Annotated in this window: 3 protein-coding genes; all 3 read right to left on the minus strand. The window is 75.1% G+C overall.

Translation table 11 applies throughout. The features are described from left to right. Positions 1 to 4 precede the first annotated feature (4 nt). A complete protein-coding gene (locus ACF1BE_RS24030) occupies positions 5 to 7,327 on the minus strand; it encodes an amino acid adenylation domain-containing protein (RefSeq protein ID WP_392201073.1) in 7,323 nt (2,440 codons plus the stop codon). Then, positions 7,324 to 15,219 (minus strand): amino acid adenylation domain-containing protein, encoded by a 7,896-nt coding sequence (locus ACF1BE_RS24035; RefSeq protein ID WP_392201074.1) that lies wholly within the window; start codon positions 15,217 to 15,219, stop codon positions 7,324 to 7,326. The genes ACF1BE_RS24030 and ACF1BE_RS24035 overlap by 4 nt, the downstream gene beginning before the upstream one ends. Positions 15,220 to 15,299: 80 nt before the next feature. Continuing rightward, complete coding sequence (sbnA, locus tag ACF1BE_RS24040; RefSeq protein WP_392201075.1) at positions 15,300 to 16,349, minus strand: 2,3-diaminopropionate biosynthesis protein SbnA; 1,050 nt, start codon at positions 16,347 to 16,349, stop codon at positions 15,300 to 15,302. Between the last annotated feature and the right edge of the window lie 158 nt (positions 16,350 to 16,507).

The following is a 16,507-nucleotide window of genomic DNA, read 5'->3' on the forward strand; positions in this document are numbered from 1 at the left end:
GGGGTCAGCGGGCGGCGGCCAGGGCACGCAGCCGGTGTTCCACGGCGGCGCCGATGAGCGCGGCCGGTGCGGGCCGCAGCATCTGCTGGTGGCCGCAGGGCACCTCGTGGATGTCGGCGGGCCGGCCCAGGTACGGCTCCCAGCTCTTGGCCTTCAGGGCGCGTTCCTCCCCGGTGAGCCCGTCGGCGGCCAGGAACAGCGTCACCGAGCAGCCGCCGAAGCGGCTCGGGGTGTGCCGCTGGACCAGGTCGAGGTGGTTGCGCATGACGGCGAGCAGCCGTTCCAGGGTGGCCCGGCCGAGGCCGGCGAGCGGGCCGCCGGTGCGCCGGAGGTGGGCGGCGACGGCCGGCGGGTCGAGCCGGTCCAGGCCGGTGGCGTCGATGCCGGCCTCGGTGAGGAAGTCGGCGAGGAACTCCGCGTCGGTGGGGTGGACGCCGTGCCCGTCGTCGGGATAGGCGTCCAGGTTGGCGAGGTAGGCGACCTCCTCGCCGGCCGCGTGCAGCAGGGCCGCGATCTCGTGGGCGACGATGCCGCCGTAGGACCAGCCCAGCAGGTGGTAGGGGCCGTGCGGCTGGACGGCTCTGATCCGGGTCAGGTAGTCGGCCGCGACCTCGGCGAGGGCGCCGGGCAGCGGGCCGGTGCCGGCGAGGCCGCGGGCCTGGAGGGCGTGCACGGGCTGTGCGGGGTCGAGGTGTTCGGCGAGCGCCGCGAAGGGAATGCCGAAGCCGAGCCCGCCGTGCACGCAGAACAGCGGCGGCCGGGTGCCGGTGGTGCGCAGGGGCAGCACGGGCCCGAGCAGGTCGACGGTGCCGCCGTCGGCGGCGGCGCTCGCGGCCAGGGCCTCCAGCGTGCGGTGTTCGAAGACGGCGGCGAGGCCGATCCGCAGCCCGGCCCGGGCGGCGGCGTTGACCAGCCGGATCGCCTTCAGGCTGTCCCCGCCGAGCGCGAAGAACGCGTCGTCGGGGCCGGCCGGCACGCCGAGCACCTCGGTGACGGCCGCGCACAGCCGCCGTTCGGCGTCGGTACGGGGCGCACGGGCGGCGGGGCCGTCGGGGCGGGCCGGGGCGGGCGGCAGGGCGGCCACGTCGAGCTTGCCGTTGACGGTCGTCGGCAGGTCCGGCAGCGGCACGTACGCGCCCGGCACCATGTACGGGGGCAGCGCGCGCGTCAGGTGCCGGCGCAGCTCCTCGGGCCCGGGTGCGGGGCCGCCGGGTGCGGGGACGACGTAGGCGACCAGCTGCCGCCGGCCGGCACGGTCGGCGGGGGCGACGACGGCGGCCCGGGCGACCGCGGGGTGGGCCGTGAGGCGGCGCTCGATCTCGCCGGGTTCGATGCGGTAGCCGCGGATCTTCACCTGCTGGTCGGCGCGGCCCACGTAGTCGAGCCGGCCGCGGGCGTCCCAGCGCGCGAGGTCGCCGGTGCGGTACATGCGCGCGCCGGGCTCCCCGTAGGGGCAGGCGGTGAACCGCCCGGCGGTCAGGGCGGGCCGGCCCAGGTAGCCGCGGGCCAGGCCGGGTCCGGCCAGGTACAGCTCGCCGACCACGCCCTGCGGCACCGGTCGCAGCGCCTCGTCGAGGACGTAGGCGCAGGTGTCGCCGACGGGCAGGCCGATGGGCACGCCCGCCGGGGCGTCGGTGGCGCCCGCGGTGTCCTGGAGGGTGGCGAACGTGGTGGTCTCGGTCGGGCCGTACACGTTGTACACGGTGGTGTCCGGCAGGGCGGCCCGCAGCCGGTCGAGGTGGTCGCGGGAGTGTGCCTCGCCGCCGGTGAGCAGCGCCCGCAGCGGGGCCAGGGCACGCGGCCGGGTGTCGACGACGGTGTTGACGAACTGGGTGGTGAGGAAGGCGACGGTCACCCCGGCCTCGCGCAGGAACGCGCCGAGCGCCTCGGGGTCGGCCGGCCCCGGCGGGCAGACGGCGAGCCGGGCGCCGTGCGCGAGCGGCGCCCAGATCTCGAAGGTGGACGCGTCGAAGGCGACCGGTGCGAAGTACAGGAACGTGTCGTCGGGGGTGAAGTCCAGTTCGGGCAGCCCGTGCACGAGGCGTACGGCGGCCCGGTGGGAGACGGCGACTCCCTTGGGGCGGCCGGTGGAGCCGGAGGTGTAGATGACGTAGAGGAGGTCGTCGGGGCGGGGTGCGGGCACGTCCGGCGCGTGGCCGGGCAGGGCGGCCAGGGCGGTCCGGGTGGCGGGCGCGTCCAGCACGAGTGTCTCGGTGCCGGGGCCGGCCGCCTCGGCGCAGCGGGCGGCCAGGGAGTCCTGGGTGAGCAGCAGCCGGGCCCCCGCGTCGGTGAGCATGTCCCGCATCCGTGCGACCGGGTAGGCGGGGTCCAGGGGCAGGTAGGCGGCGCCGGTGCGGGCGATGGCCAGCAGCGCGGTCACGGTGGCCGGGCCGCGTTCCAGGCACAGCGCGACCAGGTCGCCGCGGCCGACGCCCCGGGCGGCCAGCAGGTGGGCCAGCCGGCCGGCGGCGCGGTGCAGCTCACCGTGGGTGGTGCGGGTGAGGCGGCCGGTCGCGTCCCGGTGGACGAGGGCGACGGCGTCCGGGGCGGCGGCGGCCCGCCGGGCCGCGAGTTCGGTGACCGTGGTGGCCGGGGTACCGGTGCGGCGGGTGCCTCGCGCCAGCAGGGCGTCCCGCTCGTCGGCGCCGAGCAGGTCCAGCCGGGACAGCGGACGCCCGGGGTCGGCCAGCGCGGCGCCGAGCAGCCGGACGCAGGCGTCGGCGAGGCGCCGGGCGGTGCCGGACGCGAACAGGTCGGCGCTGTACTCCAGGGCCAGTTCCACGCCCGGGCCCGCCTCGGAGAACTGGAAGAACAGGTCCCATTTGGCGGTGGACGACGGCACCTCCTCGGGCCGTACCGTGAGCCCGGCGGGGCCGGCGGCCATGACGGGCGGCTCCTGCTGATAGGCGAACATCACCTGGAACAGCGGGTGCCGGGCCATCGAGCGCTCCGGGGCGAGGACCTCCACGAGCTTCTCGAACGGCACGTCCTGGTGCCGGTAGGCGGCCAGGTCCCGCTCGCGCACCCGGTCCACGAGGTCCCGCAGGCCGGGGTCGCCGGAGGTGTCGGTGCGCAGCACGAGCGTGTTGACGAACATGCCGACGACGTCGTGGAGCCGTTCGTCGCCGCGGCCCGCCACGGGGGTGCCGAGCGGGATGTCGGTGCCCGCGCCGAGCCGGGTGAGCAGGGCGGCCAGGGCCGCCTGGAGCACCATGAACGGGCTGGCGTTCCACTCGGCGGCGCGCGCCCGCAGCCCGGCGGCGAGCCGTTCGGGCAGGGTGGCGCGCACGGTGGCGCCCCGGTGGCTGGTGCGGGCGCCGCGCGGGAAGTCCCGGGGCAGCGCCAGCTCCTCGGGCAGCCCGTCGAGGGCCGCCGTCCAGTACGCGAGCTGGCGGGCGAGTTCGCTGTGCGGCCGGTCCTCGTCGCCGAGCAGGTCGCGCTGCCAGAGCGTGAAGTCGGTGTACGTCACCGGCAGCGGCTCCGGGGCGGGCGCGTGGCCGGCGCCGCGGGCGGCGTAGGCGGCGGTCAGGTCCCGCACCAGCGGGGTGAGGGACCAGCGGTCGCCGGCGATGTGGTGCAGGACGAGCAGCAGGACGTGTTCGCCGGGACCGAGCGTGAACAGCCGGGCCCGCAGCGGGATCTCGGTCTCCAGGTCGAAACCGCGGGCCACCTCCGCGGCCATGGCCGCGGGCAGCCCGGCCTCGGTGACGTGGTCGGCGGGCAGGGGCACGGGAGCGTCGGCCGGCGCGAGCACGCGCTGCTCGGCCGGGCCGACGCCTCCCGTCGGACCGGTGCCGGGAACGGGGGGAGCCCCGGCACCGGGGTCGGTGGCGGCACCGGGGCCGGTGCGCGCCGGGAACACGGTCCGCAGCGCCTCGTGGCGGGCGACGAGGTCGCGCAGCGCCGCGTGGAGCGCGGGGACGTCGAGCGGGCCGGTGAGCCGGACCGCGAGGGGGATGGCGTAGAGCCCGCCGGGCGCGCCGAGCCGCTCGACGAACCACAGCCGTTGCTGGGCGTACGACAGGGGGACGACCGCCGGGCGCGGCCGGGCGGTCAGCGCGGGCCGGCCCGGCGCGGCGGCGCGCAGCCGGCCCGCGAGCGCGGCCGGGCTGGGCGCCTCGAACAGGTCACGGACCTCCAGTTCCGCGCCGAGTTCGGCGCGGACCCGGTTGACGATGCGGGTGGCGAGCAGCGAGTGCCCGCCGAGGGCGAAGAAGTCGTCGTCCGCACCGACGCGTTCGAGCCCGAGGACCGCGGCGAACACCGCGCACAGGGCGCTCTCCTCGCGGGTGCGGGGGGCACGGGCGGAGGTGGTGTACGCGGGTGCGGGCAGGGCCCGCCGGTCGAGCTTGCCGTTGGCGGTCAGGGGAAGGGCGGGCAGCCGTACGACGCCGGCGGGCACCATGTGGTCGGGCAGCCGCTCGACGGCGAACGCCCGGACCGTCGCGGACAGTTCCCGGTCGGACAGATCACCGTCCGGCTCGTGCGGGACGACGTAGGCGACCAGCCGCGGGTCGCCGGGCCGGTCCTCGCGGGCGACCACGGCCACCTCGGCGAGCCGTGGGTGCCGGCCGAGCACGGTGGCGATCTCCCCGAGTTCGATACGGAACCCGCGCAGCTGGACCTGCTCGTCGGCGCGCCCCAGGTGGACGAGGGTGCCGTCGGGCCGCCAGCGGCCGAGGTCGCCGGTGCGGTACATCCGCTCGCCGGGCGTCCCGTACGGGCAGGCCACGAACCGGCCGGCGGTCAGCGCGGCCCGGCCCAGGTAACCGCGGGCCAGGCCGGGACCGGCCACGTACAGCTCGCCGGGCACCCCGGCCGGCACCGGCCGCAGCGCGTTGTCCAGGACGTACACCCGCAGGCCGGGTATCGCCCGCCCGATGACGCTGCCCACGCCTGCCGCGGCCAGGTCCCGGTCCAGCTCCTGGTACGACACGTGCACGGTGGTCTCCGTGATGCCGTACATGTTGACCAGGCGCGGAGTGTGCGGGTGCCGGGCGTACCAGTCGGTGAGCCGGCCGATGTCCAGCGCCTCGCCACCGAACACCACGTGCCGCAGCGCCAGTTCGCGCGGGCGGTCGGCGTCGGCGCGCATCAGCTGGTAGAAGGCGGACGGCGTCTGGTTCAGGACGGTGACGTGCTCGGCCGCCAGCAGGTCCAGGAAGGCGTCCGGTGAGCGGGCGACGTCGTGCGGGACGACGACCAGGCGCCCGCCGTACAGCAGCGCGCCCCACAGCTCCCACACGGTGAAGTCGAAGGCGATGGAGTGGAAGAGGGTCCACACGTCGTCCGGACGGAAGCGGAACCACCGGTCGGTACGGTCCAGCAGCCGGACGACGTTGCGGTGCGCGACGACGACGCCCTTGGGCCGGCCGGTGGAACCCGAGGTGTAGATGACGTAGGCCGGGTGGTCGGGGGTGAGCGCGGGCCGGGGTGCCGTGGCCGGCGCGGCGTCGACGGCGTCCGTGTCGAGGTCGATCCGCAGCGGGCCGGGGTGGTCCGCGGCCGGGGCGGGCAGCCGGACGTCCGTGGTGGTCAGCAGCAGCGTGGGGCGGGCGTCCCGCAGGGTGTGGGCGATGCGCTCCGCCGGGTGCGCGGGTTCCAGCGGCAGGTAGGCGGCACCGGCCTTGAGCACGGCGAGGACCGCGACGATCAGCTCGGCACCGCGCGGCAGGGCGACGGCCACGAGGCACTCCGGCCCGGCACCGTGACCGGCGACCACCCGGGCCAGCCGCTCGGACCGCTCATCCAGCTCGCGGTAGGTGAGACGGACCCCACCGTGCCCGGTGACGGCCACGGCATCGGGTGTACGCGCGGCCCGGACGGCGAAGCGGCCGGGAATGGTGTCCGCCCGACCGCCGGCCCCGGGGCGCGTGTCCGGGGCGGCGGGGTGCGGGACGCCGCTCCACTCGGTGAGGACGCGGTGCTCCTCGGCCGGGGAGAGGGCGCCGAGGTGGGCGAGGGGCGCGTCCGGGGTGTCGGCCACCTCGCCGAGGATGCGCACCAGCCGGTCCAGCAGGCCCTGCGCGGCACCGGGGCCCTCCCCGAGCGCCGACGCCCGGTACGACAGCCGCAGCCGCAGGCTGTCGCCGGGCAGCACGGTGAGGTGCAGCGGGTAGTGCGTGGCCGCGTGCACCCGGGCGGCGGAGACGGTGCCGCCGGAGTGCCGGCGCAGTTCCTCCTCGTCGAGCGGGTAGTTCTGGAAGGCGAGGACGGCGTCGAAGAGTTCTCCCTGGATACCGCAGGCGGCCTGCACCTCGGCCAGCGGCAGATGCTCGTGCGGCATCATCGCGACCTGCTGCCGGGCCAGCTCCCGGAACAGTTCGCTCGCCGGCCGCTCCGGCCGTACGTCGGCCCGCACGGGCAGCGTGTTGGCGAACAGCCCGATCATGGACTCGACGTCGGGGACCTCGGCGGGCCGTCCGGAGGTGACGGCGCCGAAGACGACGTCCTCGCGGCCGGTGAGCCGGCCGAGCAGCAGCGCCCAGCAGCCCTGGACGACGGAGTTGAGGGTGAGTCCCTGTGCCCGGGCCCAGCCGAGCAGCGCGGCGGTGTGCGCGCGCGGCAGCACGGCCTCGGCCTCGGCGGGCGGCTCCCCGGTGCCGGTGGCGTCCGGGGCGGCCCGGACGGGGCCGTCGAGCCCCCGCAGGAGTCCGGCCCAGGCGGCCTGCGCCGCTGCCTTGTCGCGGGTGCCCAGCCAGGCGAGGAAGGAGCCGAACGGCGCGGGCGCGGGCAGCGGACCGTGGTCGTCCCCGGTGCCGGCGGTCGTTCCGCCCGTCGCGTCCGCCCGGCCGGGGGCGCCCGGTTCCCCGGCGAGCAGGGTCAGTTCGCGTACCGCGAGGGGCAGTGACCAGCCGTCGACCAGGATGTGGTGCACGGACCAGACCAGCCGGTGGCTGCGCTCGCCGAGCCGGACGAGGGCGAACCGCATGAGCGGCGGCCGGGCCGGGTCGATCCGGCGCCGCCGGTCCTCCCGCGCGAGCCGGTCCGCCGCGGCCGGCCGTTCCGCCGCGGGCAGGTGGGTGAGGTCGTGCACGGACCAGGCGGGTTCGACGTCGTCCGCGCGCAGGACGATCTGCACCGGCTCGCCGTTCCTGCGGTGCCGGAAGCAGGCCCGCAGGTTCGGGTGGCGGCGCAGCAGCGCGGCGGAGGCGGCGCGCAGCCTGCGTTCCAGGTCCGTGCCGTCGCCCTGGATGTCCGCGGTGAACTGGAGGACGTAGTGGTCGGTCGCCGCGCGGTCGTACGAGGACAGGAAGAGCAGCCCCTGTTGCAGCGGCGACAGCGGCAGGACCGCGCTGATTCTCGACCCGGTGCTGGTTTCGGTCACGACAGGTCCTCACTCAACTCAAGTTCCAGGTCGGCGAGTTCGTCGGCGGAGAGGGTGATGAGCGCGTCGGCGGCCTCGGGTGCGGCGGTGTCGTCGTCGGCGGATGCCTCGGTCGCGGTCCGGGCGAGGTCGGTGACGGTGCGCTGTTCGAAGACGTCGCGGGTGGTCAGGGCGAGCCCGGCGGCGCGGGCCCGGCTGACCAGCTGGATGGACCGGATGCTGTCCCCGCCCAGCGCGAAGAAGTCCTCGTCCACGCCGACCTCGGTGACACCGAGCACCTCGGCGAAGATCGCGCACAGAGTCCGCTCACGGTCGTTGGCCGCGCCCCGCTCGGCCTCGCGGCCGGCCAGGGCCGGCCGGGGCAGCGCCTTGCGGTCGAGCTTGCCGTTGGGCGTCAGCGGCAGCGCCTCCAGCACCAGCCAGGACGCCGGAATCATGTACGCCGGCAGCAGGCGGGCCAGCTCCGAGTGCACCTGGTCGGGGGCGACGCCTGGGCCGGTGAGGTAGCCGACCAGGCGCGGGTTGCCGGACGCGTCCGGGAGCACCGCCACCGCCGCGTCCGTGACAGCGTCCAGGGAGCGGATGACCGCCTCGATCTCGCCGATCTCCACCCGCCGGCCGCGGATCTTGACCTGGTGGTCGCGTCGTTCGATGAACTCCAGCTGCCCGTCGGGCCGCTGGACCACCCGGTCCCCGGTCCGGTACATCCGTGTCCCGGCCGGACCGAACGGATCCGCCAGGAACGTGCCCGCCGTACGCGCCGGATCGTGCAGATAACCACGGCCGACACCCGCACCACCCACATACAGCTCACCCGGCACACCCACCGGCACCGGCTGCAACTCGTCCGACAGCACATACAGACGCGTGTTGCGGACCGCGGCACCGATCGGGACGCGGGCACCCAGGTCGTCACCCGCCCGGATCACCGCATGCGTCACATCGTCCGAGCACTCCGTCGGACCGTACGCGTTCATCAGAGGCACCCGCGGATACCGCTCGTGCCAACGCCGGCACAGATCAGCAGGCAACGCCTCACCCGTCACCATCAGCCACCGCAGATCCGCCAGCTCCGGCGCGCCTCCCTCGATGTCCCACGCGTCCAGCGCGGCCCGCAACAACGACGGCACCACCTCCAGCACCGCCACCCGCTCACCGGCGACCATCGCGAACAACCCCGACGGATCCGCCGCCAGCTCCCCCGCCACCCGCACCGTCCCACCCACCAGCAACGGAGCCAGCATCTGCCACACCGACACATCGAAGGTCAGCGGCGCGTTCTGCACCACCGACTCCCCCGCCACCAGATCCAGGTCACCGACCTTCGCCCACAAGTGGTTGACCATCCCCGAACGCTGCACCATCGCCCCCTTGGGACGACCCGTCGACCCCGACGTGAACATCACGTACGCCAGATCCAGACCACCACCGAGGGCGGGCGGGAGTGCGCGATCGTGGAGGGCGTCCTCCAGGCAGAGGACGGTGGTGTCACCGGCGAGCGCGCGGGTCTCAGCTCCGTACGCGCGTCCGGCGAGCAGGTGGCGGGCGCCGCTGTCGGCCAGCAAGGACGCGTTGCGGGCCGCCGGGGCCGCCGGATCCAGCGGCAGATACGCACCGCCCGCACCCAGCACCCCCAGCACCCCCGCCACGAACGGAACCCCCGGATCCGCCAGCACCGCCACCACCGAACCCGTGCCGACACCGGCCTCGGACAGGCGGACCGAGAGGCCTCCGGCACGTTCGACGAGGTCGCCGTAGGTGACGCGGTCGGTGGTGTCGGCGACGGCGACGGTGTCGGGGACGCGGGCCGCGACGGCCCGGACGCGTTCCACGACGCCGAGGCTCTCCTCGGGCAGGGTGGGGTCCCAGGAGCCGAGCACGCCACCGAGTTCGCCGGGGTGCCCGGGGCGGCCGAGGACGGCCGGGGCGGTGACGTCGACGCGGGCGAGCGGCAGGTCACCGCCGTCGGCGACGGTCCGCAGCAGATGCCGGACCATGACGGCGATCCGCTCGACGTCGGCGCCGGTGAACAGGTCGGGCGCGTAGTCGAAGCGCAGGGTCAGGGTGTCGCCGGGGAACACGGCCATGCTGAGCGGGTGGTGGCGGGCGTCCCGGGCCTCGGTGCGCAGCACTCGGGGGCCGTCGGTGTCGGCGGCCGGGTCGGCGGCGTCGAGCGGGAAGTTCTCGAAGAGGACGACGGTGTCGAAGACCTCGCCGGCCAGGCCCGCGGCCCGGTGGATCTCGGCGAGCCCGAGGTGCTCGTGCGGCAGCAGCGCCGTCTGCCGCTCCTGGAGGTCGCGCAGCAGTTCGGCGAGACGGGTGCCGGGGCGCAGCCGGACCCGTACCGGCACGGTGGTGAGGAACATGCCGATCATCGACTCGACGCCGGGGACCTCGGCGGGCCGGCCGGAGGTGACGGCGCCGAAGACGACGTCCTGGCGGCCGGTGAGCCGGCCGAGCAGCAGCGCCCAGCAGCCCTGGAGCACGGTGTTGAGGGTCAGCCCGTGGGCGCGGGCCCAGGTGGTGAGGGACTCGGTCAGCTCGCGGGGCAGGTCCAGGCGCAGGGACTCGGGCAGCACCGGTGTCCGGTCGGGGCCGGCGTCCACGAGGAGCGTCGGCCCGTCGAGACCGGCGAGCGCCTCCCGCCAGGCGGCGCGGGCGGCCTCGCCGTCCTGCCGGGTCAGCCAGGCGAGGTAGGAGCGGTAGGGGACGGGGGCGGGCAGCGCGGTGCCGTCGGCGCCGGGCCGGCCCAGGGTGAACAGCTCCCGCACCAGCAGCGGCATCGACCAGCCGTCGACCAGGATGTGGTGGCTCGTCCAGACGAAGCGGTGGCGTCCCTCGCCGTGGGTGACGAGGGTGAACCGCAGCAGCGGCGGGCGGTCCAGGGCGAAGCGTCGGCCTCGCTCGGCCTCAGTGATCCGGTCGAGTTCGGCGGTCCGCTCCGGTTCCGGCAGGTCGCGCAGGTCGATCTCCTGCCAGGGCAGTTCCGCCCGGTCCGGGACGAGCTGTACGGGGGCGCCGGCGGGCCGGGCCCGGAAGGACGCGCGCAGGTTCGGGTGCCGGTCCAGGAGCGCCTGGCCGGCGGCGCGCAGGCCGGCGGGGTCCAGGTCGCCCTCGATGTCGGCGACGATCTGGAGGGTGTAGACGTCGGTGCCGCCTTCGGTGGCCGTGTTGTAGTCGGCGTGGAAGAGCATGCCCTGCTGGAGCGGGGTGATGGGCAGGACGTCGGCCAGGCGGCTGCCGGCGCCGGCGAGTTCGGCCTCGTACGCCTCGATCTCGTCCTGGCCCAGGCCGGCCAGTGGCAGGTCGCTGGGGGTGAGGCCGCCCGCGCCGGGTGCGTGCCGGCCGAGCAGCTCCAGGGCGCGGAACCAGGTCTCGGCGAGGTCCCGCACGTCCTCCTCGGCGACCGCGGTCCCGGCCCACGCCCAGTTGGCTATCAGGTGCGGTCCGTCGTGGCGGTCCTCGGTCGCCGGGGTGACGTCGATGAGGTGCGGCAGTGGCATGCCGGGGTGGGCTCCGGTGCCGACGACTCCGTCACCGCCGACGGGCTGCCACGGCCGGTCCTCGCGGGCGTCGAAGCGGCCCATGTAGTTGAAGCCGATCTGGGGCCGCAGGTGGCGGGCGAGGACGCGGGCGGCGTGCGGGTTGAGGTAGCGCAGCAGGCCGAAGCCGACACCGCGGCCGGGCAGGGCGTGCAGCTGCTCCTTGATCCGCTTCAGGACACCGGCGAGGGCGGGGCCGCCCGCCCACAGCTCCTCCCAGTCGGGGGTGCCGACGTCCAGGCGGACCGGGAAGGCGCTGGTGAACCAGCCGACGGTACGGGACAGGTCCAGTTCGTCGCCGAGCTGCTCGCGGCCGTGTCCCTCCAGTTCGATCAGGGTCTGCGCGTGCTGGGCGTGGCCGTGTCGGCGGCGCCAGTCCGCGACGGCGAGGGCGAGCCCGGTGAGCAGCACGTCGTTGATCTCGGCGTGGAAGGCGGCGGGCACCTCGGTCAGCAGGCGCGCGGTGACCGCGGGGCCCAGTTCCAGGCGGAGGGCGCGCTGGGTGCCGTGGACGTCGCGGGCGGGGTCCGGGCGGCGGGTGCCCACCAGCGGGTCCGGCCCCTCCAGCTGCCGCTGCCAGACGGCGAGTTCGGTGCCGCGGACCTGGGTGCGGGCCTGTTCGGCGAGGAGGGCGGACCAGGCGCGGTACGACGTGCCGACCGGGTCGAGTGCCGGGGTGCGGCCCTCGGCGAGGGCACGGTAGGCGGCTTCGAGGTCGGGCAGCAGGACGCGCCAGGACACACCGTCCACGACGAGGTGGTGGGCGCACAGCACCAGCCGGCCGGTGTCGGTTCCGGCCGGGGCGGCGAGCAGTACGGCCTGGATCATGACGGCACGGGCCGGATCGAGCCGGGCCCGCGCGGCGGCGGCCTGCCGCTCGGCGCGGGCCGGGTCGCCCGTGCCGTCCGGTTCGGCGGTGCCGGCCAGCGTCACACCGGCCAGGGCGCCGGGTGGGAGGACCTCCGTGTGCCACAGGCCCGGTGCCGGTTCGGTGGCCCGGGTGCGCAGGGCGTCGTGGTGGTCGACGACGGCGTGCAGGGCGGCGTCGAGGAGTGCGGCGTCGAGCCCGGCGGGGACGCTGACGACGATGTGCTGGCTGTACTTGACCACGGGCCCGGTCAGTGTGCCGGTCTCCTCGTGCAGCTGGGCCATGATCGGGGTGAGTTCGTACGGCCCGACTCCGTCGTCCTCGGCGGCCCGGGTGGTCCCGGCGACCCGGTCCAGGCTGCCGGCCGCCCGCGCCAGGGCGGTGACCGTCTTGTGCTCGAAGACGTCGCGGGTGGTCAGGGCGAGCCCGGCGGCGCGGGCCCGGCTGACCAGCTGGATGGACCGGATGCTGTCCCCGCCCAGCGCGAAGAAGTCCTCGTCCACGCCGACCTCGGTGACACCGAGCACCTCGGCGAAGATCGCGCACAGAGTCCGCTCACGGTCGTTGGCCGCGCCCCGCTCGGCCTCGCGGCCGGCCAGGGCCGGCCGGGGCAGCGCCTTGCGGTCGAGCTTGCCGTTGGGCGTCAGCGGCAGCGCCTCCAGCACCAGCCAGGACGCCGGAATCATGTACGCCGGCAGCAGCTGGGCCAGCTCGGCACGGACGCGGGCCGCGTCCACCCCGGGGCCGGTGAGGTAGCCGACGAGGCGCGGGTTGCCGGACGCGTCGGGCAGGACGGCGACCGCCGCGTCGGTGACCGGGTCCAGGGTGCGGATGACCGCCTCGATCTCGCCCGTCTCGACACGCCTGCCGCGGATCTTGACCTGGTGGTCGCGTCGTTCGATGAACTCCAGCTGCCCGTCGGGCCGCTGGACCACCCGGTCCCCGGTCCGGTACATCCGTGTCCCGGCCGGACCGAACGGATCCGCCAGGAACGTGCCCGCCGTACGCGCCGGATCGTGCAGATAACCACGGCCGACACCCGCACCACCCACATACAGCTCACCCGGCACACCCACCGGCACCGGCTGCAACTCGTCCGACAGGACGTAAAGGCGCGTGTTGCGGACCGCGGCACCGATCGGGACGCGGGCACCCAGGTCGTCACCCGCCCGGATCACCGCATGCGTCACATCGTCCGAGCACTCCGTCGGACCGTACGCGTTCATCAGAGGCACCCGCGGATACCGCTCGTGCCAACGCCGGCACAGATCAGCAGGCAACGCCTCACCCGTCACCATCAGCCACCGCAGATCCGCCAGCTCCGGCGCGTCCCCCTCGATGTCCCACGCGTCCAGCGCGGCCCGCAACAACGACGGCACCACCTCCAGCACCGCCACCCGCTCACCGGCGACCATCGCGAACAACCCCGACGGATCCGCCGCCAGCTCCCCCGCCACCCGCACCGTCCCACCCACCAGCAACGGAGCCAGCATCTGCCACACCGACACATCGAAGGTCAGCGGCGCGTTCTGCACCACCGACTCCCCCGCCACCAGATCCAGGTCACCGACCTTCGCCCACAAGTGGTTGACCATCCCCGAACGCTGCACCATCGCCCCCTTGGGACGACCCGTCGACCCCGACGTGAACATCACGTACGCCAGATCCAGACCACCACCGACGCACGGGAGTTCGGCGGTGCCGGTGAGGTCGGTGGGGTCGCTGAGCGGCAGGACGGCCGGGACGTCGTGGGCCGGGGCCTCGTACGCGTCCCCGGCGAGCAGGTGGCGGGCGCCGCTGTCGGCCAGCAGGGACGCGTTGCGGGCCGCCGGGGCCGCCGGATCCAGCGGCAGATACGCACCGCCCGCACCCAGCACCCCCAGCACCCCCGCCACGAACGGCACCCCCGGATCCGCCAGCACCGCCACCACCGAACCCGTGCCGACACCGGCCTCGGACAGGCGGGCGGCGACACCGGCGGCCCGGGTCAGCAGCTGCCGGTAGGTGACGCGGTCCGTGCCGTCGGCGACGGCGACGGCGTCGGGGGTGCGGGCCGCCACCGAGCGCACCCGCTCCACCAGGCCCTCGTATCCGGCGCGCTCGGTGTGCGGGTCCCAGGCGCCCAGCAGGCCGACCGGCTCGCCGGGGGCGCGCAGGCCGACGCGGGCGAGGGGCCGGTCGGCGGGGAGTGCGGCCAGGTCGGCCAGGAACGTCTCGAACCGCGCGAGGTGGGCGGCGAGTTCGGCGTCCGTGTACAGCTCGGGGTTGCCGTCGAGGTGGATCTCCATGGTGCCGTCGGCGGTGTTGAGGACGTTCACGATGAGATCGTTGACGATGCCGGTGGACAGGTTGACCACCGTGCCCCGGCAGTCGCCGAAGACCAGCGCCGGGTCCTGGTCGAGGACGTTGATGAAGGGTCCGAACACCCGGCGGTCGTCGGTGCGCAGGCCGATGTCGCGGCGGATGCGGTCGCCGCGGTACCGCTGGTGGCGGAGCGCGCCGGAGACCTCCTTCCAGGCCTGCCGGAGCAGCTGCGGGGCGGTCAGGTCGGGACGGACGCGCACGGCGAGCGGCAGGTAGTTGGCGAGCATGCCCGGGATCTCGCGGGCGACGGCGCCGGTGCGGCCGGTCACCGGGAGGGTGAGCAGCGGCTCGGTGACGCCGGTGACACGCTGGGTGTAGGCGGCCATGGCGCCGACCATGAGGACCGGCAGGGTGACCTTGCCCGTGCGGGCGAGGCCGCGCAGCGCGTCGGTGGCCCCCGGGGTGAGCCGGGTGGTGTGGCGCAGGGCGCTGCGGCCGGGAGCCGGGTCGCGGTCGGAGAGCGAGACGAGTTCGGGGGCCGGCCCGTGCCCGGAGGAGGTGAGGCGCTCCGTCCAGTAGGCGCGGTCCCGTTCGACCTGCCGGGAGTCCAGGTAGCGGCGTTCGCCGTCCAGCAGGTGGTGGAAGGCCGGGATGGCGTCGGCGTCCAGGGCCGCGTCGTCGTGGCCCGCGGCCAGCCGGGCGTAGAGGGCGGCGAGCTTGGGGTAGAGCAGGGCGCGGCTGAAGCCGTCGGCGAGGATGTGGTGCATGCAGAGGTAGAGCAGGTGGTGCTCGGGACCGAGGGTGAGCAGGGCGCCGCGGAACAGCGGGAAGTCGGTGATCGTCAGGGGTTCGGCGTGGTCCGCGCGCATCCACCGCAGGGCGGCGGCCGACGGGTCGGGTTCCTCACTGAGATCGACTGCCGACAGGGGCAGTCGGGCGAGGGGCCGGATGATCTGGCCCGGGGCGCCCGCCTCCTCCACGAACTGCACGCGGAGTCCTTCGGCCTCGTGCCCCAGGCGGTGCAGCGCCCGCTCCAGCAGGGCGGTGTCGAGCGGGCCGCGCAGGTCGATGTAGTCGGCCATGTTGTAGGCGAGCGGCCCGGTGGCGAACTGCTCGTCGAACCAGATCTCGGCCTGCGCCGCGGTGAGCGGGAGGACGGCGCCTCGGTTTGTCGTCATCGCTTTGCTCTCCGTCATTCTCGGTTTCGGCCGCGCCCGGCTCGTTCGGTCCGCGGCGGCGGTCGCCGCGGCCGGCTCGTTCAGTCCGCGGCGGCGGCTGCCGCGGCCGGCGTCGGATCACCCACGCTGTCCTGCTCCGCCCGGTCCGCCGCCGGCTCCGCATCCAGGTCCGGGCCGAAGGCGCCGTGCACCCACTCGTCGTGGTAGACGGTCTCCATGTAGCGGTCGCCGAGATCCGGCGAGATGGTCACCGCGGTGACCTGTTCGCGGACCCCGCCGGTGCCGTCGCCGTACTGCTCCTCCAGCCAGCGCAGGGCGCCGGTCACCGCGGTCCCGGTGGAGCCGCCGACCGGGAAGCCGTGCCGCATCAGGTCCCGGCAGGTGCGCACGGTGGCCGCCTCCGGGACGTGGACCACGGCGTCGACCAGGCTCTCGTCGAGCAGCGCCGGCCGCACGCTGGTGCCGAGGCCGGGGATGTGCCGGGTGCCGGGGGGCCCACCGAAGGTGACGGAGCCGATGCTGTCGACGGCCACCACCCGTACCGAGGGCCGCCGTTCCCGGAACCAGCGGGCGCAGCCCATCAGCGTGCCGGTGGTGCCGGCGCCGACGAACAGCACGTTCAGGTCGGGGAACTGGCGGGCGATGGCGGGGGCCGTGGTGCGGTAGTGGGCCATCCAGTTGCCGGGGCTGAGGTACTGGTTCAGCCACACCCGGGAGTCGTCGGCGGCGAGGAGCGCCCTGACGTGGCGGATCCGCGCGCCGAGGAAGCCCTCGCTCTCGTGCGGTTCGGTGACGACGTGGACCTCGGCGCCGAGCGACTCCATGGTGCGCCGGGTCACCGCGTTGCAGCGGGTGTCGGTCACGCACAGGAACCGGTAGCCGCGGCTCGCCGCGAGCAGGGCGAGGGCGACGCCCATGTTGCCCGACGAGGACTCCACCAGGGTGGAACCCGGACGGAGCAGGCCCGCGGCCTCCGCCTGGGCGACCATCTCCCGGGCGGCCTTCAGTTTGATGGATCCGGCGAAGTTGAATCCCTCGACCTTCAGGAACAGCCGGCGCCCGAACAGCGGCTGGAGATTCACGAAGAGGTCGCTGACATCGAATTCATGCGACGCGGTGATGACCGGCACTGGCACTCCTGGCCTACGGCAGCGAATGGGCGTCGCCGGCAAGCCTGTCGGCGTGCGCTGACCGTGGACTGACGGTTTGCTGACGCGCACCCGTGCCGTCCGTCGCGGCAAGAACCGTCAGCTGACGGTCAGTTGTCCGTCAGCGTGCTCGTGAAATC

Origin of the sequence: Streptomyces sp. NPDC014991 (assembly GCF_043080665.1) — a bacterium.
GTDB lineage: Bacteria > Actinomycetota > Actinomycetes > Streptomycetales > Streptomycetaceae > Streptomyces.

What these genes read in the sequence shown, in the direction of transcription:
- ACF1BE_RS24035 (WP_392201074.1), bottom strand. Translation starts at nt 15,219, where the DNA reads ATGACGACAAACCGAGGCGCCGTCCTCCCGCTCACCGCGGCGCAGGCC.